At 60.6% G+C, this 18,564-nt stretch carries 18 protein-coding genes; 10 read left to right on the top strand and 8 right to left on the bottom strand.

The window, feature by feature from the left end:
* Positions 1 to 62: 62 nt before the first annotated feature.
* From gap to H4I99_RS08705, 6 genes are all read left to right on the top strand, one after another.
* The gene (gene gap, locus H4I99_RS08730) at positions 63 to 1,073 is read left to right on the top strand and encodes a type I glyceraldehyde-3-phosphate dehydrogenase (RefSeq protein WP_099058763.1); all 1,011 of its coding nucleotides are present in this window, start codon (positions 63 to 65) and stop codon (positions 1,071 to 1,073) included.
* Positions 1,074 to 1,338: 265 nt separating this feature from the next.
* Positions 1,339 to 3,174, top strand: a complete 1,836-nt coding sequence (locus tag H4I99_RS08725; RefSeq protein ID WP_163900730.1) for a potassium/proton antiporter — start codon at positions 1,339 to 1,341, stop codon at positions 3,172 to 3,174.
* Positions 3,175 to 3,251: 77 nt separating this feature from the next.
* Entirely contained in the window at positions 3,252 to 4,454 is a 1,203-nt protein-coding gene (locus tag H4I99_RS08720) for a phosphoglycerate kinase (protein WP_163900732.1), read from the top strand.
* 295 nt (positions 4,455 to 4,749) lie between these two features.
* The gene (locus H4I99_RS08715; protein WP_163900734.1) at positions 4,750 to 5,646 is read left to right on the top strand and encodes a fructose bisphosphate aldolase; all 897 of its coding nucleotides are present in this window, start codon (positions 4,750 to 4,752) and stop codon (positions 5,644 to 5,646) included.
* A 178-nt stretch (positions 5,647 to 5,824) separates the two neighbouring features.
* A complete protein-coding gene (locus H4I99_RS08710; RefSeq protein WP_163900737.1) occupies positions 5,825 to 6,265 on the top strand; it encodes a PACE efflux transporter in 441 nt (146 codons plus the stop codon).
* A gap of 36 nt (positions 6,266 to 6,301) precedes the next feature.
* Positions 6,302 to 7,210: a PhzF family protein gene (locus H4I99_RS08705; RefSeq protein WP_163900738.1), complete on the top strand. Its 909-nt coding sequence runs from the start codon at positions 6,302 to 6,304 to the stop codon at positions 7,208 to 7,210.
* Between the two features lie 5 nt (positions 7,211 to 7,215).
* Here the strand turns inward: H4I99_RS08705 and H4I99_RS08700 are convergent, their stop codons facing one another.
* On the bottom strand, positions 7,216 to 7,371 hold the full coding sequence (locus H4I99_RS08700) for a hypothetical protein (RefSeq protein WP_164490783.1): 156 nt from the start codon (positions 7,369 to 7,371) through the stop codon (positions 7,216 to 7,218).
* Positions 7,372 to 7,553: 182 nt separating this feature from the next.
* Between H4I99_RS08700 and H4I99_RS08695 the strand changes: the two genes are divergently transcribed.
* On the top strand, positions 7,554 to 8,849 hold the full coding sequence (locus H4I99_RS08695; RefSeq protein ID WP_163900740.1) for an MFS transporter: 1,296 nt from the start codon (positions 7,554 to 7,556) through the stop codon (positions 8,847 to 8,849).
* Entirely contained in the window at positions 8,846 to 9,040 is a 195-nt protein-coding gene (locus H4I99_RS08690; RefSeq protein ID WP_163900742.1) for a DUF1192 domain-containing protein, read from the top strand. The genes H4I99_RS08695 and H4I99_RS08690 overlap by 4 nt, the downstream gene beginning before the upstream one ends.
* Before the next feature lie 76 nt (positions 9,041 to 9,116).
* Here H4I99_RS08690 and H4I99_RS08685 read toward each other — a convergent pair whose 3' ends face one another.
* Positions 9,117 to 9,362, bottom strand: a complete 246-nt coding sequence (locus H4I99_RS08685; RefSeq protein WP_163900744.1) for a hypothetical protein — start codon at positions 9,360 to 9,362, stop codon at positions 9,117 to 9,119.
* A gap of 44 nt (positions 9,363 to 9,406) precedes the next feature.
* Here H4I99_RS08685 and rcdA point away from each other — a divergent pair, with 44 nt between their 5' ends.
* Complete coding sequence (gene rcdA, locus H4I99_RS08680) at positions 9,407 to 9,922, top strand: protease adaptor protein RcdA (protein ID WP_163900746.1); 516 nt, start codon at positions 9,407 to 9,409, stop codon at positions 9,920 to 9,922.
* Between the two features lie 168 nt (positions 9,923 to 10,090).
* Here rcdA and rpmE read toward each other — a convergent pair whose 3' ends face one another.
* Entirely contained in the window at positions 10,091 to 10,312 is a 222-nt protein-coding gene (rpmE, locus tag H4I99_RS08675) for a 50S ribosomal protein L31 (RefSeq protein ID WP_099058772.1), read from the bottom strand.
* Positions 10,313 to 10,500: 188 nt separating this feature from the next.
* On the opposite strand from rpmE, the gene H4I99_RS08670 reads away from it, so the two are divergent.
* Positions 10,501 to 12,303, top strand: a complete 1,803-nt coding sequence (locus H4I99_RS08670) for an ABC transporter transmembrane domain-containing protein (RefSeq protein WP_163900748.1) — start codon at positions 10,501 to 10,503, stop codon at positions 12,301 to 12,303.
* A 2-nt stretch (positions 12,304 to 12,305) separates the two neighbouring features.
* On the opposite strand, the gene H4I99_RS08665 is transcribed toward H4I99_RS08670, so the two are convergent.
* From H4I99_RS08665 to H4I99_RS08645, 5 genes are all read right to left on the bottom strand, one after another.
* Entirely contained in the window at positions 12,306 to 13,949 is a 1,644-nt protein-coding gene (locus H4I99_RS08665; RefSeq protein WP_186663267.1) for an FAD-binding dehydrogenase, read from the bottom strand.
* Between the two features lie 200 nt (positions 13,950 to 14,149).
* Positions 14,150 to 15,181: a peptidoglycan -binding protein gene (locus tag H4I99_RS08660; protein ID WP_163900750.1), complete on the bottom strand. Its 1,032-nt coding sequence runs from the start codon at positions 15,179 to 15,181 to the stop codon at positions 14,150 to 14,152.
* A 1-nt stretch (position 15,182) separates the two neighbouring features.
* Positions 15,183 to 16,223, bottom strand: coding sequence for a MotA/TolQ/ExbB proton channel family protein (locus tag H4I99_RS08655; protein WP_163900752.1), 1,041 nt, complete (start codon positions 16,221 to 16,223; stop codon positions 15,183 to 15,185).
* An 87-nt stretch (positions 16,224 to 16,310) separates the two neighbouring features.
* Positions 16,311 to 17,111: an inositol monophosphatase family protein gene (locus H4I99_RS08650; protein WP_163900753.1), complete on the bottom strand. Its 801-nt coding sequence runs from the start codon at positions 17,109 to 17,111 to the stop codon at positions 16,311 to 16,313.
* 145 nt (positions 17,112 to 17,256) lie between these two features.
* Positions 17,257 to 18,540 carry an MgtC/SapB family protein gene (locus H4I99_RS08645; RefSeq protein WP_163900755.1) on the bottom strand — a complete coding sequence of 428 codons (1,284 nt, stop codon included), beginning with the start codon at positions 18,538 to 18,540 and terminating at the stop codon, positions 17,257 to 17,259.
* Positions 18,541 to 18,564 lie beyond the last annotated feature (24 nt).

The following is an 18,564-nucleotide window of genomic DNA, read 5'->3' as shown; positions in this document are numbered from 1 at the left end:
CGCTCAAGGGCGCCCTTACGCATCATAATCCGAAGCTCTTTTCTAAAGCGGGAGTCCACACAATGACTGTGAAAGTTGCCATCAACGGTTTCGGCCGCATCGGCCGTAACGTACTGCGCGCCATCGTCGAGTCGGGTCGTACCGACATCGAAGTCGTGGCCATCAACGACCTCGGCCCGGTCGAAACCAACGCCCATCTGCTGCGCTACGATTCCATCCACGGCAAGTTCCCGGCCGATGTGAAGGTCGATGGCGACACCATCACCGTTGCCGGCGGCAAGCCGATCAAGGTCACCGCGATCAAGGATCCGGCAACCCTGCCCCATGGCGAACTCGGCGTCGACATCGCGCTGGAATGCACCGGCATCTTCACCGCCCGCGACAAGGCCGCCGCTCACCTGACCGCCGGCGCCAAGCGCGTCATCGTCTCGGCTCCGGCCGATGGCGCCGACCTGACCGTCGTCTTCGGCGTCAACCACGACCAGCTGACCAAGGACCATCTGGTCATCTCCAACGCATCCTGCACCACGAACTGCCTGGTTCCGGTGGTCAAGGTTCTGGACGACGCGGTCGGCATCGACCACGGCTTCATGACCACGATCCACTCCTACACCGGCGACCAGCCGACGCTCGACACCATGCACAAGGACCTGTACCGCGCCCGCGCAGCAGCCCTGTCCATGATCCCGACCTCGACCGGCGCCGCCAAGGCCGTCGGCCTCGTGCTGCCGCACCTCAAGGGCAAGCTCGACGGCACCTCGATCCGCGTTCCGACCCCGAACGTCTCGGTCGTCGACTTCAAGTTCGTCGCCAAGAAGAACACCACGAAGGAAGAGATCAATGAAGCCATCAAGGCTGCCTCCAACGGCGCCCTGAAGGGCATCCTCGGCTACACCGAAGAGCCGCTGGTCTCGCGCGACTTCAACCACGATAGCCACTCCTCGATCTTCGCGATCGACCAGACCAAGGTTCTCGAAGGCAACTTCGTCCGCGTCCTGAGCTGGTATGACAACGAATGGGGCTTCTCGAACCGCATGGCCGACACCTCGGTTGCCTTCGCCAAGTTCATCTGAGCCGGCGACCATATCGCATGAGAAAAAGGGCGGATCGGATCACCGATCCGCCTTTATGTTTTTCAGATTTCGCCCTACTCTCATCATGATTGAAGATGATAACTTGGTTCTCGTCTTCTGGCAGATCTGCCTGATCGTCCCATTGCACCGTCGTCGTGTCCGTCACGAGTGCGAAACGCTGCTGTGACTGCTGTCCGGCGGCGCGAACGGGATTATTGTGCGCACTGCCGGGACTTGGCGTTGCATGTAAGAGGGGATTGCGGGGTTGGACGAATTCTATGCCATAACTTTGGTGGCAACCGCTCTTGTCCTGTTGGCCGCCTTTTCCAGTCTGATCGCTTTTCGCTTCGGCGCTCCGCTGCTGCTGCTCTTCCTCGTGATCGGCCTGCTGACCGGCACGGATGGCCTCGGCATCGAGTTCTCCAACAATAGCCTTGCCTATGTGCTGGGTTCGATTGCGCTCGCGATCATTCTCTTTGATTCCGGCTTTGGAACGTCGCTGCAGTCCTTCAAGCTATCGGCCGTGCCGTCTCTGACGCTCTCCACGGTCGGCGTTCTTTTGACGGCCACCTTGTTTGGTCTTGTTGCCCAGCTGTTGCTGGGTTTTTCTTTCATGGAAGGCATGCTGCTCGGCTCCATCGTCGCCTCCACCGACGCGGCTGCGGTGTTCTTCCTGCTGCGCATCGGCGGCATCAACATCCGCGACAAGGTGCGCTCGACGCTTGAAGTCGAATCCGGCACCAATGATCCGATGGCAATCTTCCTCACCATGGCGCTGGTGCAACTGCTTTCCACCGGCAAGGGATATTCCGGCTTCGACCTCGAACTTGTCAGGCTCTTCATCGAGCAGATGGGAATGGGCCTTGCACTCGGGCTGATCGGCGGCGCCATCATCGTTTTCGTCCTGAAGCGCATTTCGGTGGAAAGGGGCCTTGCCCCGATCTTCATGCTGGCGCTGGCCCTGCTGGTTTTCTCCTACACCGGCGCCGTCGGCGGCAGCGGCTTCCTCGCAGTTTACGTGGCAGGCATCTATGCCGGCAGCCAGAAGATACCATCGCGCGCCTCGATCACCCGTTTCCAGGACGGGCTGACCTGGCTTGCGCAGATCGTCATGTTCCTGGTCCTCGGCCTGCTGGCCAGTCCTTCGCAATTTCCGGCGATCCTGCTGCCAGCCGTTCTGCTCGGTCTTTTCCTGGTGTTCGTGGCCAGGCCGCTGGCGGTCTGGATCTGCCTGCTGCCATTCGACTACACCCAGCGCGAAACCGGCTTCATCGCCTGGGTCGGCCTGCGCGGGGCGGTCTCAATCCTGCTCGCCATTCTGCCCATTCTCGGCAATCTTGAGGACGGCCAGCTCTATTTCAACACGGCCTTCATCGTGGTGATGATCTCGCTGGTGCTGCAGGGCTGGACCATCAAGCCCGTCGCCCGCAAGCTCGGCCTTATCATCCCCAAGCGCCTCGGCGCCGTCGACAAGCTGGAACTCGACCTGCCGGGCGCCGCCAACCATGAACTGCTGGCCTACCGTGTGGTGGCTGACAGCCCGGTTCTGCGCGGCGAGCGCATCCCCCGCTGGGCCGCCCCTTCCCTCGTCATCCGTGACGGCAAGTCCATGCGCTACCAGTATGCCGGCCGTCTGCGCGAAAACGATCAGGTCTATCTCTTCATCGCCCCCGGCTATTCCAAGCTGCTGGACCGCCTATTCGCCAGCAAGGCGCCCGTGGCGGAGGACGACAGCGAATTCTTCGGTACCTTCGCCATTTCACCCACAACCCGCGTCGAGGACCTCGATCAGGCCTATGGCCCACTACTGATCAATGCAGCTGAACGCCAGAAGACCGTCGCCGAACTCATCGCGCAGCGCCTCGGCGGCAGCGGTGAATACGCCGACCGCGTGCGCCTCGGAACCATCGTTCTGATCGTGCGCGACCTCGACGAATCGGGACATATTGCCTCGGTCGGCGTTTCGCTGGAGCCGGTGGCTCCCGCCACCAACCTGCCTATCTTCTTGAATATCCGTGAACTGGCACACGCTCTCCGCGACTATCTTCGCAAGAAACGCGCGGAACGGGCCATTGCGGCACAGGGCGAAAATAATAACTGATCGCCTTGCGTCGTTTGGCGAGCGATGTAAATGTCCGGCCCGTCAGCCCAGTTAACAGCAAAACGACGGGTATCATCATGCCGGCTTTCAAGACTCTCGACGATCTCACCGATATCGCGGGCAAGCGCGTTCTTGTCCGTGTCGACCTCAACGTTCCCGTCACCGACGGCAAGGTCAGTGACACCACCCGCATCGAGCGCGTTGCTCCGACGATCAAGGAACTGTCGAAGAAAGGCGCCAAGGTCATCCTGCTCGCCCATTTCGGCCGCCCGAAGGGTGAACCGGTCGCCGACCAGTCCCTCTCGCTGATCGCCCCTGCAGTGGAGGAAGTGCTCGACCAGAAGGTCGGCTTCGCCGCCGACTGCATTGGCCCGGTCGCAGCGGACGCCATCGCCAAGATGGAAAACGGCGACATCCTTCTTCTGGAAAACACCCGCTTCCATAAGGGCGAAGAAAAGAACACGCCGGAATTCACCGCCGAACTGGCAAAGAACGGCGATATCTTCGTCAACGACGCCTTCTCGGCCGCCCACCGCGCCCACGCTTCCACCGAAGGCCTTGCCCACCACATGCCCGCCTACGCCGGCCGCACCATGCAGGCTGAGCTCGAGGCGCTTGAAAAGGGCCTCGGCAATCCGGCACGCCCGGTCGTCGCCATCGTCGGCGGTGCCAAGGTGTCCACCAAGATCGACCTCCTCTCCAACCTCGTGAAGAAGGTCGACGCGCTGGTAATCGGCGGCGGCATGGCCAACACCTTCCTCGCCGCACAGGGCATCGATATCGGCAAGTCGCTCTGCGAACATGACCTCGCAGAGACCGCGAGGGAGATCCTTGCCACGGCCAAGGAAGCCGGCTGCGCCATTGTACTGCCGGAAGACGGTGTCGTCGCCCGCGAATTCAAGGCAGGCGCGGCCAACGAAACGGTCGATATCAAGGCCATCCCGTCCGATGCCATGGTGCTCGACGTCGGCCCGAAATCGGTCGCTGCAATTAATGCCTGGATCTCCAGAGCTTCCACTTTGGTCTGGAACGGCCCGCTTGGCGCTTTCGAAATCAGCCCCTTCGATGCAGCGACGGTTTCGGCCGCGAAGCATGCCGCTGAAGAAACCCGCGCCGGCAAACTCGTCTCCGTCGCCGGCGGCGGTGATACGGTTTCGGCGCTCAACCACGCAGGTGTTGCGAACGATTTCAGTTACGTCTCGACGGCGGGCGGCGCCTTCCTCGAATGGATGGAAGGCAAGGAGCTTCCCGGCGTGGCGGTTCTCTCTTCCTCCAAGTAAGCCAATGATCGCCGGCGGCAGATTTTTGAATCTGCCGCCGTTAACTTTAAGTATTTTTTATTGAATTTTAAAACGATTGAAGTGATTTCAATCGTTTCAATAGGTTAGGCTGCCATTTTCCTGTCGTAGAAGTTCTGTTATCGCCGGAGTCATCTTGGTTTCGAAAGACTGAGAACAACTGGATGTCTCGAAGATATCATCCGGTGATTGATCAATCCGGCATTGCCGATTGGTCGTGAAATCACAGAACTTACGTGAGCGCGCGATGCGCCATTTTTAGGGATAGGAGTGAAGTATGGTGGACGCGAAGATGTTGAACAAGATCAGCTCGGCGCCGGGTTTCATTGCGGCGCTAGATCAGAGCGGCGGTTCAACACCCGGAGCTTTGCGTCTCTATGGCGTTTCCGAATCCGACTACCAGGGTGACGAGGAAATGTTCCGCCTGGTACATGCCATGCGCGTCCGCATCATGAGCGCGCCCGCCTTTTCGGGCGACAAGGTCATCGGCGCCATTCTGTTCGAGCGCACCATGGACGGCGACGTCGACGGTCAGGACGTTCCCTCCTATCTCTGGGAAAAACGCGGCGTCGTGCCCTTCCTAAAGATCGACAAGGGCCTCGCTGGCGAAGAGAACGGCGTCCAGCTGATGAAGCCGATGCCCGATCTGGACGCTCTCCTGATCCGCGGCCGCGAAAAGGGAATCTTCGGAACCAAGATGCGTTCGGTGATCGCCCATGCCGACGAGGCCGGCATTGCCGCCGTCGTCAAGCAGCAATTCGAGGTTGCCCGCCAGATCATCGGCCAGGGCCTGATCCCGATCGTCGAGCCGGAAGTCTCCATCAAGAGCCCCACCAAGACTGAGGCTGAAGCCATTCTTCGTGACGAAATCGCCGGACAGCTCGACAAGCTCCCCGCAGGCGAAACCGTAATGCTGAAACTGACGATTCCGACGGTCGCAGATTTCTACGCCCCTCTGGTCGCCCACAAGTCGGTCGTCCGCGTCGTCGCCCTTTCGGGTGGTTATAGCACCGCGGACGCCTGTGAGAAGCTCAGCCACAACCACGGCATGATCGCAAGCTTCTCGCGTGCCCTGGCAGAAAACCTGCGCGTTTCAATGAGCGATGCCGAGTTCAACGCCAGCCTGGCCGGAACGATCGATCAGATCTACGCCGCAAGCGTGAACAAGGCCTGACCGGCACTTTTAGAGAAGACCTTCAAAGCCCTGCCGCAAGGCGGGGCTTTTTCGTTCCAGTATGGCAACGCTTGCCTTTCCGGATCGGCAAACTATATTGACGGCAGCTGAGGACGACCTCTCCCCATAATGGGCATCTGGCCGGGACGACCCGACATACCCTCTGCGGGAGATCAAAATGCGCTCGACCAGCGACAGAATTCGCCACGCCATCAGTTTCGAACTCATCGCCCTCGGCATCATCACGCCGCTCGGAGCCTGGGTCTATTCCCTGCCCATATCGGAAATCGGTGTCATCAGTGTAGCCAGCGCGACCATCGCAATGTTGTGGAACTACATCTACAACATCGGCTTCGACCATGCGATGCACAGGCTAACAGGTACTACGGCCAAGAGGGTCGCTGTGCGTGTTCTGCATGCGGCCCTGTTCGAAGCGGGCCTGCTCATCGTCCTTGCTCCCCTCATCGCCTGGTACCTCAATGTCGGCTTCTGGCATGCGGTGGTGATGGACGTTTCCTTCTCGCTCTTCTACATGGTCTATGCCTTTGTCTTCAATTGGGCCTATGACCGCGTCTTCCCTATCCCGGAATGGCAGGATCGGAGCCAGACCGCCGGCTAAGCAAGCAGAGATACTGCATCTGAAAGCGGAGAGATCATGCGTTCCATCCCCTTCGTCACCGTCGATGTCTTCACCGACACGCGCTTCTCCGGCAATCCGCTGGCCGTTGTGCCGGATGCGCGCGACCTGACGGATTGGGAGATGCAGCAGATCGCAACCGAGTTCGGTTATTCGGAAAGCACTTTCGTCCTGCCGCCGCGCAATGAGGCCAATACGGCCGCGGTGAGGATCTTCACTCCGACGGTGGAGGTCCCCTTCGCCGGCCATCCGAATGTCGGTACCGCCTTCGTGCTCGGTCGGCAGGCAGAAGTTTTCGGCAAGTCCACCAGCAGCGTGATGCGTTTCGAGGAGAAGGCAGGTCTCGTCGAGATCGCCCTCGCGAGGGCCGGCGAAACGGTGACCGGCGCCACAATCCGTGCGCCGGGACCTCTTGTCGTGGGTTCCGCCGTCGATGCTGCGGCGCTTGCCCCATGCGTATCGCTGCGGGCAGACGATATCGCCACCACCAGCCACCGGCCGAGTTTCGTCTCGGTCGGCCTGAAATTCATCATCGCCGAGATCGCAAGCCTCGATGCGCTTGGTCGCGCAGGGCCGAACATCGATGCCGTCAGAAAGCTGAAGCACGCCTTTTCGCATGAGAGAAGCGATTGCTCCACCTTCCTTTATACCCATGTCGGCGAGGACCACATCCGCGCCCGGATGTTCGCGCCTCTGGACAATGTGCCGGAAGATCCGGCGACCGGCAGCGCCTCGGCCGCACTCGGCGCCTATCTCGCCTTCCTGTCAAAGGCCTCAGGCCACCGGCACCTGCTCATCGAACAAGGTGTGGAAATGGGACGTCGTAGCCTGATCCACCTCGATATCGAAAGCCGCGAAGGCGTCATGGAACACGTCCGCGTCACCGGCGGCTGTGTCGAGGTCATGCGCGGCTCGATTTCGATCTGAGCCGTTCAGGGGCGGATAAGCAGCGTGACGGTCCAGATCGCGAAGGCGAGCACCGCGATCTTCCAGAAATCCTTGCGCTGGCGAAGGCCGGGAAGCCCGAGCGGCTTGATGACCTGAATCACCATGGCGAGCATCAGCAGGATAGCGATGAGCTTGGTCATGATATCAGGCAACCTTTCGTGGTGCCGATTCCGGCACGGCCACAACGACGACACTTTTGCCCGCCAGAAATTTCTCCGGCAAGCCCTATATCGTTCAGATATCGCTAGGGACCTTGCACTAGACTGCGACGTTACAGATCCTTCCTTCAATGCATAAAGCATAAACGACCGACAGAGACGCCATGCGACGAAATCTCCTGCCTGTCATGGCCCTTCTCATGGGCACCCTCTTCCTCTTTCTCGGCAATGGCCTGCATGGCCTGCTGCTGCCCGTGCGCGGCGCGGAGGAAGGCTATTCCAACGAAATCCTCGGTTTTCTAGGAACCTCCTGGGCGACGGGTTTCGTGCTCGGCTGCTTCATCGCGCCGAAGCTCGTCATGCGGGTCGGCCACATCAGAGCGTTCTCCGCCTTCGTCTCGCTGATTTCGCTGATCGCGCTGTTGACCGGCATTGTCGTCGACGATTACTGGTGGGTGGCCCTTCGTGCGGTCACCGGCTTCTGCACGGCCGGCACGTCGATGATTATCGAGAGCTGGCTGAACGAACGCGCGACCAACGAAACGCGCGGAACGATCTTCTCCTTCTACATTTCCATCACATTGATCGGCGTCGTCGGCGGCCAGATGATGGTGGGCTTTTTCGATCCGAAGACGACCATCCTTTTCATGATCTGCGGCATGCTCTATTGCGTGGCCGTGCTGCCGACCACCATCTCTACGGCAGCCACGCCGCAGCCGCTCAAGTCGATCAAGCTCGACCTGCCGACCCTCTATCGCAATTCGCCGGTCTCCTTCGTCGGCATCCTGCTGATCGGGATCGCCAACGGTGCCTACGGCACGCTGGGTGCCGTGTTCGGCGCCCGCGCGGGCCTTTCGCCAAGTGTCATCGCTGCCATGCTGTCGATCACCATCTTCCTCGGCGCCGTCATGCAGTTTCCTTCAGGCAAGGCATCCGACCGCACAGACCGCCGCTATGTGCTCGCCGCCCTGTCAGGCATGGCAGCGCTGGCGGCTATCATACTCCTCGTGTTCCAGCCCACTGATCCGATCATGATGATCGTCTTCGTGGCGCTCTACGGTGCAGCAGCGAACTCGCTCTACCCCATTGCCGTGGCCCACGCCAACGACTTTGCCTCCACCGATGACTTCGTGAAGGTGTCCGGTGGACTACTGCTGCTCTATGGCATCGGCACCATCATCGGACCAACCATCGGCGGCCCGGTTATGACGCAACTCGGTCCTTATGCCCTATTCTCTGTAACGGCCGCCGCCCACGTCCTGCTCACCGCCTACGCCATCTATCGCAGCCGTCTGAGAGCGCCGGTTCCGGTCGCCGACCGCGAGAACGTGCCCAATATTCCGGTCACGGCTTCGCCGATGAGCACCCCGGAAAGCCTGACGCTCGATCCTCGTGCCGCTCCCCTGCAGGAGCCTCAGGAGACCGGTGGCAACCTACCGCCGAAGGAGGCAAACGCATGACATTCGATGAGGAACGCCCGAAGAAATCCGCCACCCACGAGATTGGAACCGACCTCTCGGCCATATCCGCTGAGGAACTGCGCAATCGAATCACAGTCCTGCGCGAGGAGATCGCACGCATCGAGTTGGAAATCACACGCAAGGACCATAGCAAGCGTGCGGCCGATAGTTTATTCCGTCCCAAAGTATAAATTTCCGACTTTTACATCAACTCTGTTCCACACCGGGAAAATTCGAAGTTTCAGCTTGAAATTAACCATTGGTTAATCATTTTGGGCGATTGTAATTCCATCCAGATCTTCTGGATTCAGGCCATTTCTCCACATGGCGAATTCGTCTGATTTTTCTCCCTGTTTTACCTTGAGAGCCGCACATGCGGCTCTTCTTTTCCGCACCGTCCCATTTACGCAAAATTGTGGGAATTAACCCTTCTTTAAGAAACGGCTTGCGGGTTTGCGGTAATAATAGCATCTTAGCGTCATGAAAGACGGCGGCGACGAAGTAAGTTTTCACCTCCGTTCATGATAAAAAGTGATGCGTAAAACAGGGGTGAATCGATGTCTGAACTCGGATTGAATACCGTGAGCTTTGCGGGCCGTGCGGCCGCATCGTCGCAGTTCAAGGCGACTTATGCCGAAGGCATGGGACTGGTCGAAGAAACCGCTGCCTACCTCGATGGGCCCGGCCGCGCAGCCGCAAAGGTTCTGCCGCGCATGGCCTCCGTCCTCTACGCAGCCGAATCCATGCGCCTCACCACCCGCCTCATGCAGATGGCTTCCTGGCTCCTGCTCCAGCGCGCCGTCAACAATGGTGAAATGAGCCGCGATCAGGTTCTTTCGGAAAAGAGCAAGGTTCGCCTCGATGGCTTCAATGTCGATCGCAATGCACCGGGCTGGAGCGACCTGCCGGAAGCCTTCCGCGATCTGGTCGAGCGCTCGCTCCGTCTGCAGAACCGTATTGCACTGCTCGACCGCGAAATCTATCGCCCGTCGGACGCCCCGATCGTGCCCGACAATGAAAACAGCGTCCAGGCGCAGCTCAACCTGCTACGCACCGCTTTCAATAGCAACTGACGCCGTCGAAACTCATCCACCGCAGCAAATGCTTGCCCGGCCATGCCAAGCGCATCGCCGGGCTTTTCTTTGCCCACACGCCAACCAGGAATTCCTCAGTGTCAAACTGCGGGCACAAAAAAGCCCGGATGAACCGGGCTTCTTTTAAACATTCGATCGAAGCGTCGATCAGAGGCCGAGGCCACCGAAACGCTTGTTGAACTTCGAAAGGCGGCCGCCGCGGTCCATCAGCTGCTGGTTGCCGCCGGTCCAAGCCGGATGGGACTTCGGATCGATTTCGAGATTCATGACAGCGCCTTCCGAACCCCAGGTCGAACGGGTTTCGTATTCGGTGCCATCGGTCATGACCACTTTGATGGTGTGGTAGTCGGGATGGATGTCAGCCTTCATAACTTTCTTCCTGCTGTGCCGGAGGTCCATTTGACGCAATTGCGCCTTGCGGTCCTATTCAATAGACAAAGCCGCAGTCCGATCAGGCCACGGCTTCCCAATTCGATGCGGTGCCTATACATGAAGGGCGCGAGGATAACAAGAGCCATGGCGCGAAAGCGTTCTCGCGCGCGTTGGAGAAGAGCAAAGTGTCAGCAATCGACGAAACCGAACTAAAGAAGCGCCGCTCCCTGAAGCCCTTGTCGCGTCTCCTGCCCTATCTTTCCCGTTACCGTTCCCTGGTCATCGGCGCGCTTTTCTTCCTTTGCCTTGCCGCCGCAACCACGCTTGCGCTGCCGCTCGCCGTTCGCCGCATGGTCGATCACGGATTCGAGTCGGCAGACAGCGGCTTCATCAACAACTACTTCGGCATGCTCATCATCATGGCCATCGTGCTGGCAGTGGCAAGCGGCATGCGATACTATTACGTCATCACCATTGGCGAGCGCATCGTTTCGGATTTGCGCCGGGAAGTTTTCGCCCATGTGGCGACGCTTTCTCCTTCCTTCTTTGACGTCAATCAGTCCGGCGAGATCGTCTCGCGTCTTACGGCGGACACGACACAGATCAAATCGGCCGTCGGCGCCACCGCCTCGCAGGCGCTACGCAACTCCATCCTCTGTCTTGGCGCCATGGGCATGATGATCTACACGAGCCCCCGTCTCTCCGTACTAGTACTCATCGCAATCCCGATCATTGTCTTCCCTCTGGTCGCTTTCGGTCGCTCCGTGCGCAAACGTTCCCGCGAGGCGCAGGACCGGCTGGCGAGCACATCATCCTTCGCGTCGGAAACCATTGCCGCGGCCCGCACCGTGCAGGCGTTCAACGCGGAAGGAGCCGCCACCGCTCGCTATACGCAAGCCGTGGAGGACGCTTATGAGGCAGCCCGCTCTGCAATCAAGTCGCGCGCGCTGTTGACCGGTATCGCCATCTCGCTCGTCTTCGGCAGCATCGTCGCCGTTCTCTGGTTCGGGGCGCAAAGCGTTTTGGCCGGCACCCTTTCCGCAGGCACGCTCGGTCAGTTCCTCCTCTATTCCGTCATCGCCGCCGGTTCGATGGGCACGCTTTCCGAAATCTGGGGCGAACTCTCTCAAGCATCGGGAGCCGCCGAGCGCCTGACCGAACTCCTGCAGGAACGCTCCGCCATCACTGCGCCGGTCGTCCCGCTTGCCCTGCCCCAGCCGCCGCTCGGACAGGTCGCGTTCGAGGATGTCCACTTCGCCTATCCGTCGCACCCGGGAAAATCGGCCCTCAAGGGCCTCTCCTTCAAGGTGGAAGCGGGTGAGACCGTCGCCATCGTCGGTCCATCCGGCGCGGGCAAGAGCACAGTCTTCTCGCTGCTCCTGCGTTTCTACGATCCGGAGCGCGGCGCGGTTCGCCTTGATGGTCTTGATCTCAGGGATGTTGACCCCCACGCCCTGCGCGACCGCATGGCCATGGTACCGCAGGACGTGACGATCTTCGCCACCACGATCCATGAGAACATTGCCTTCGGCTCGCCACATGCAACACGCGAAATGGTGGAGGCAGCGGCGGAAGCAGCCCAGGCAAGCGAATTCGTGAAGCGGCTCGAGCGTGGCTTCGACACCGAGGTCGGCGAACGCGGCATCACGCTGTCCGGTGGCCAGCGCCAGCGGATTGCCATTGCCCGCGCTCTCCTGCGCAATGCCCCGGTTCTTCTACTGGACGAGGCAACCTCCGCACTCGACGCCGAAAGCGAGACGCTCGTTCAAAAGGCTCTCGATGGGTTGATGCGGAATAGGACCACCATCGTCATAGCTCACCGCCTTGCGACCGTCCTCAAAGCCGACCGTATCCTGGTGCTCGAAGATGGGCGGATTGTCGAGGAGGGCACCCACCAGAGCCTGATCCAGCAAGGCGGGCTCTATGCAAAGCTCGCCCGGCTTCAGTTCGAAAGTGGCGCTGCAGATTTTGCGGTCACCGCAAAATAGGGTTACGCGCCGACCGACCGGCCAGCAATCCGTCCAGAAAACAGGCAGCCACCGAGGAACGTACCTTCCAGCGCGTTATAGCCGTGCACGCCGCCGCCACCGAAGCCGGACACCTCGCCTGCGGCATAGAGTCCCGGCACCGGCTTGTTGGTCGCGTCGAGCACACGGGCAAAAAGATCCGTGTGCAGACCGCCAAGCGTCTTGCGTGTCAGAATGTGGAGACGCACGCCGATCAGCGGCCCGGCCCTGGATGCGAGCAACCGGTGCGGCTTGGCTGTCCGCATCAGCCGGTCGCCGAGGAAGCGGCGAGTGCCACGGATAGCCGTCATCTGTGCATCCTTGCCGAACGCATTATTCACCTGCCGATCCCGCGCCTCGATCTGCGCCCGTATATGATGAATGCCGAGGCGGTGTTCGCCGCTGAGTTCGTTCATCCCGACAACCAGATCCTCGAGCGTATCGCGCACGACGAAATCCTCGCCCTTGTCCATGAAGGCCTGCACCGGTCCGGGCGGGTTGCTGCCGAGACGCTTGAGCAACAGCCGGATGTTCTTTCCCGTCAGGTCCGGGTTCTGTTCCGAACCGGACAGGGCGAATTCGCGCTTGATGATCGCCTTGTTGAGGATGAACCAGCTGTATTCGTCTCCCCGCGCCCGGATCGCCTTCAGCGTCGCCAGCGTATCGAAGCCGGGCATGGCAGGCGCATCGAAACGGTTGCCGTCTGCATCGCACCAGAAGGATGAGGGACCCGGCAGGATACGGATGCCATGGTTAGGCCAGATCGGATCGAAGTTGCGAAGCCCTTCGGTATAGTGCCACATGCGGTCGCCGTTGATGACATCGCCGCCCGCCGCCTGGGTGATGGCGATCATACGCCCGTCGACATATTGCGGAACGCCCGCCACCATGGATTTCGGCGCAGGGCCAAGACGCTCGACCGGCCAGTTCTTGCGCACCAGATCATGATTGCCGCCGATCCCGCCGGAAGCGACGATGACCGCCCCCGCAGCAATCTCGAACTGGCTCTCCGGGAAGCGTGAAGTCGCAGCACCCCGCGGCGCCGCGTCGGACGCAAGCACGGTACCCCGCGCACCGGTGACCGCGCCGTTGGTCACCACAAGCTGATCCACCTGATGTCGAAACCGGAAGGACAAAAGCCCTTTCCCTTCAGCCTCCCGTACACGGCGAATGAAGGGCGCGAGAACGGCTGGCCCGGTTCCCCATGTGATATGAAAGCGCGGAACGGAATTGCCGTGGCCATCCGCACGCGACCCGCCGCGTTCGGCCCAGCCGACCACCGGAAACCAGCGCATGCCCTGCTGATGCAGCCAGAAGCGTTTTTCCCCGGCTGCAAAATCGAGATAGGCGTCCGCCCAATGACGTGGCCAATAGTCCTCGGGACGGTCGAAACGCGCAGAACCGAGCCAGTCCTGTCGAGCCAGATCTATGGTGTCGCGGATACCCATACGCCGCTGTTCTGGGCTGTCGATGAAGAAGAGACCGCCGAGCGACCAGAAGGCTTGACCGCCGAGATTTTGCTCTCCTTCCTGGTCGATTACGCAGACCCTGAGGCCGCGATCCGCGGCCTCCGCGGCCGCCACGAGGCCGGAAAGGCCGGCTCCGATCACCAGTACATCGCAGTCCATCAGCGCAACCCTCCCCGATCACTTGGATGACCTTACCTTTACGGACACGTAAATACTTGCACAACCTGCGAACTTTGGGGGAATTCGGATGGAGACAGACAAACGGAAGACATAGACGGTCATTCAGACCGCCTCATATGCAACGCATCCAGTTCAGAACATTGCCGCCAGCCGCCACGCCATCCTGCGCGGAAAGCGCTTCAACGCTCGGTCAGCTTGAGTTCGATGCGGCGGTTCTGCGCACGGGCCTCGGGGCTGTCGCCTTCGGCAATCGGCTGGTATTCGCCGAAACCGGCCGCGACCAGCCGGTTGGAAGGTACACCCTTGGAGATCAGATACTTGACCACCGAGATGGCGCGCGCTGCCGAAAGCTCCCAGTTGTCGGCGTAACGACCGGCGCCGGTGAGCGGCACGTTGTCGGTATGCCCGTCGACGCGCAGAACCCAGTTGATCTCCGGCGGGATCTCGCGGGCAAGATCGAGCAATGCTGTCGCAAGCTTGTCCATCTCGCCTGCACCGGCGGGATTAAGCTCGTTGCTACCCGATGGGAAAAGGACTTCCGACTGGAAGACAAATCGGTCCCCGACAATACGGATATTCTCGCGGTCGGACAGGATTTCGCGCAACCGGCCAAAGAAGTCGGAGCGATAGCGGTTGAGTTCCTGCACCCGCTGCGCAAGAGCGACGTTGAGGCGACGGCCAAGATCGGCGATCTTGGCCTGCGAATTCTGATCCCGCGCCTCCGACGCCTGCAAGGCTTCCTCGACGGCCGCGATCTGCGCCCTGAGCGCCGCGATCTGTTGGTTGAGGAGTTCGATCTGGCTCATGGCCCGTTCGCTGACCTGCTTTTCCTGCAGAAGGTCTTGCGTGAGACGGCCAACCTTTTGGTTGGCGACATCCGATGCTCCCGCACCGCTGTCCAGCAACTGTTGCAGCCGGGTGCGCTCGCTTTCGGATGCAGAGAGCGAGGTTTGCAGCGAAGCGAGCGTATCCTCAAGGTCCTGCTTGCCATTCTTTTCCAGCGCCAGCAGTTGGGTCAGTTCTGCAATCTGACTGTTCAGTCGGTTGAGCACCTCGTCCCGGCCGGAGATTTCCCGGCTGAGGATGAACTGGGCGACCACGAAAACCGTGAGCAGGAACATGATCGCCAGAAGCAGCGTCGACAGCGCATCGACGAAACCCGGCCAATAGTCGACACCCCGTTCGCGACGGCGGTTGCGGCTAAGAGCCATCTTATTTGCCCCCGCCGATCTTCTCGTTCAGCTTGTCCAGCGTCTTGCGCATGGCGCGGGACTCATCCTGCTGCGCCTCGATCCAGTCGCGCAGCATCTGCTGCTCGTTGCGCATGTTCTTGACAAGACCCTGTATGCCCTCAGCCAGCCCGGCAATCGCCGTCAGCGACTTATCGCCATCCGTGATGTTTTCGCGATCTGCAATCCTCGCAAGCTGCTCGACAAGACGAGACAGCTCTTCCGCTTGCAACCCACTGCCGTTCGAGAAAGGAGCCACCCGGTCGGAATCGACATCCGTCACGGAGGACAGCCAGTTCTCCAATTCGGTGTAGAAACGGTTTTGCGCGCGACCGGCCTGCAGATCGAGAAAGCCGAGAATGAGCGATCCGGAGAGACCAAGCAGCGAGGAAGAGAATGCCGTACCCATGCCCGCGAGCGGTGCTGTAAGTCCGCTCTTCAAAGCCTGCAACACATCATTGCTGTCACTGGAACCGGCAGGATCAAGCGATTGAATCACCGTCGTAATCGAGCCGATGGTGCCGAGCAGGCCCCAGAATGTGCCAAGAAGGCCGAGGAAGACGAGCAGACCTATCAGATAGCGCGAGGTGTCGCGCGACTCATCAAGGCGTGTGGCGATAGAATCGAGAATGGAACGCAAGGCAGTGGTGGAGATTGCGGCGGAACGACGACCACCGATCAACGTACGCATGGGAGCAAGCAGACGGGGTTCACGTCCGGCCTTCTCTATGCCACCAGCTGCGCGGAACGAATTGAACCACCGGACCTCTGGCCGCAGAGCCAGCACCTGCGAAAAGACGAGGACGATGCCGATGGCCAGAACGCCGAGGATGAGACTGTTCAGGCCCGGATTGGTGACGAAGGCCGCGTGAGCCTGCCGGTACAAAATGGCCGCGATGAAACCCACGATGATCAGGAAGATCACCATGGTGCTGAAGAACGACATCGGACTGGACAGCTTATGGCCGTCGTCCCCTCCCCCGGTCTCCGCCGCTTCAAGGTCCGCCAGCTTCACTTTCGCCATGTCTTCCTCAGCCTCCGGGAATCTCGCAAGGCGAAGCTAGCGGAAGATTGAGACGAATTGAAGCCGCGGAAACAGCGAAGGAACAGATCAGTTCTTCGGTACCGGACGGGCGATGACTTCGATCAATTCCTTGCGGATATATTCGTTGCCGGCGACCACGGTACCGGTGTCGAACATCTCGGTGCCGCCATGCATGTCGCTGACGAAGCCACCGGCTTCGCGGATCAGCAAGAGGCCGGCAGCCATGTCCCAGGGCGAAAGACCGGCTTCCCAGAAGCCGTCGAGACGGCCGGCAGCGACATAGGCGAGGTCGAGCGCGGCCGCGCCCATGCGGCGGACGCCGGCCACTTCGCCCATCACATGACGAAGCTCGACTAGGAACTTGCCATGCGAACCGCGGCCGAGATGCGGAATGCCACAACCGACGACGCTGTCGGACAGAACCTTACGGGCGGCCACGCGAATACGACGATCATTGAGGAATGCGCCGCCACCCTTTTCAGAGGTGTAGAGTTCGTCGGTCGCCGGATTGAAGATGACGCCGGCGACGATCTCGCCATTGCGCTCGAGCGCGATGGAAACGGCGAACTGCGGAATGCCGTGCAGGAAGTTGGTGGTGCCATCCAGCGGATCGACGATCCAGCGGTGAGCGCCATCGGTGCCCTTGATCTCTTCGCTTTCCTCACCGAGGAAACCATAGGTCGGGCGAGCCTTCAACAGCTCGTCGCGCACCAGCTTTTCAGCCTTGAGGTCGGCCTGGGAAACGAAGTCACTCGGGCCCTTGACGGAGACCTGGAGGTTCTGCACTTCGCCGAAGTCGCGCGACAGGGATTTGCCCGCCTTTAGGGCAGCCTGAACCATAACATTGAGGAGAGCAGAACGGGCCATTGAACGAAATCCTTGAAAAGAGGCGTAGCGCCGGATGACGGCGGCAGAAGCGCGCGATTGCTCGCGGCGGCAGTTGGGCCGGTTCAAGACCACAAATGCGGCCGAAATTCAAGGGGCTTGGGCTAAACCGACGCGAAGAACCGCGTCACGCCATCGCCTGCAGCCGCTCCGCCACCACGCCGGCACCTACTGCAAGGACTGTGGCAACGAGAATATGCATCGCGAAGCTCCGCCGACCAAAGGCAAAGGCATAGACAGCCTTCGCCACCATGTTGGTCACCACGGCAACGCCGACTGCCCGTCCCGCCGTCGCTATATCGAGGGGTGGCAGCATGCCCGCGACCGTCACGGCAACTGCATCCACATCGGCGAGAGCGGAAATGGCCGATGCAGCCACGAGGCCGGCACTACCGAAATGCGCGGTGGCCGCCCTGGCGATAAAGGCAACGATCGTGAGCAGCCCCGCCATCTTGGCTACGGCAGTCAACTCGAAGGGATTGCCGAGTGATCGTTCACCGGCGGCTCCCGCCTGCCGGCGAGCGAGAACCGTGGCATAACCGGCCATGACGGCAGCCCCGAGTGCAAGCGGAACAAGAAGCTCGGGAAGCAGGCTCATCGCAAGCGCTCCGACGAGAACGATCGTCCGCACAAGCGATACCGCACCCGCGGCGGCTGCACCCGCGGCCAGAGATATCGCGTCCGACGCATCCGCCTCTTCGAGTTCCCGGCTCCGTCTGGCAAAATCGACCGTGGCGCCCGTCGACGAGACGAGACCGCCGACCGCCCCGCCGATCAGGTCGCCGAGCGACGCGCCAAGCATACGGACCGCGATGTATCCGACGAATGAGATCGAGGCGAGCATGATCGCCAGAAGCACGACGCTGCGCGGCACGACACCGCCATAAGGTCCGACCGGAGTGTTAGGTAGGATGGGCAGAAGCACGAAAGTCATCGTCAGCAGGATGATTGCCGAGCGCAACTCGATCCATTGGAGCTTGCGGATAGCGCTATGCAGGAACTCCCGGCTTGCAAGGATCGCCACCAGCGATACGCCGCCGGCCGACGCAAGCACCATGTCACCGGTGACAGCAAGGGCTCCGAGCCCGAATGTGAGGATCGCCGCGATGACCGAGGTCACGCTGTAGGATTGCTCGGCGATAGCCTGACGCAGCTCGAAGATCGCCATGACAATGGCGACGACGATCAGGAAACCGACGATGACGAACCCGGTATAGGCGGTCCCGACGGTCAGGCTACGCTCCAGCAGACCAGCCACACCGCCCGTCATGCCGACCATGGTGAAGGTGCGGATACCGGCAGCGCGTGCGCCTTCCGGTTCGTCGCGCTCGCGCCAGTGTCGCTCGACACCGACTGCGGCCCCGATGGCAATGGCCAGACCCAGACGCTGGAAGAGCTCGATGTTATCCAAACCTGCCTCCCCGGCCCCGATGGA

Source organism: Paenirhizobium daejeonense, assembly GCF_014280875.1.
In the GTDB taxonomy this organism is placed as follows: Bacteria; Pseudomonadota; Alphaproteobacteria; order Rhizobiales; family Rhizobiaceae; genus Allorhizobium; species Allorhizobium daejeonense.
This window is presented reverse-complemented; position numbering and strand designations above follow the sequence as displayed.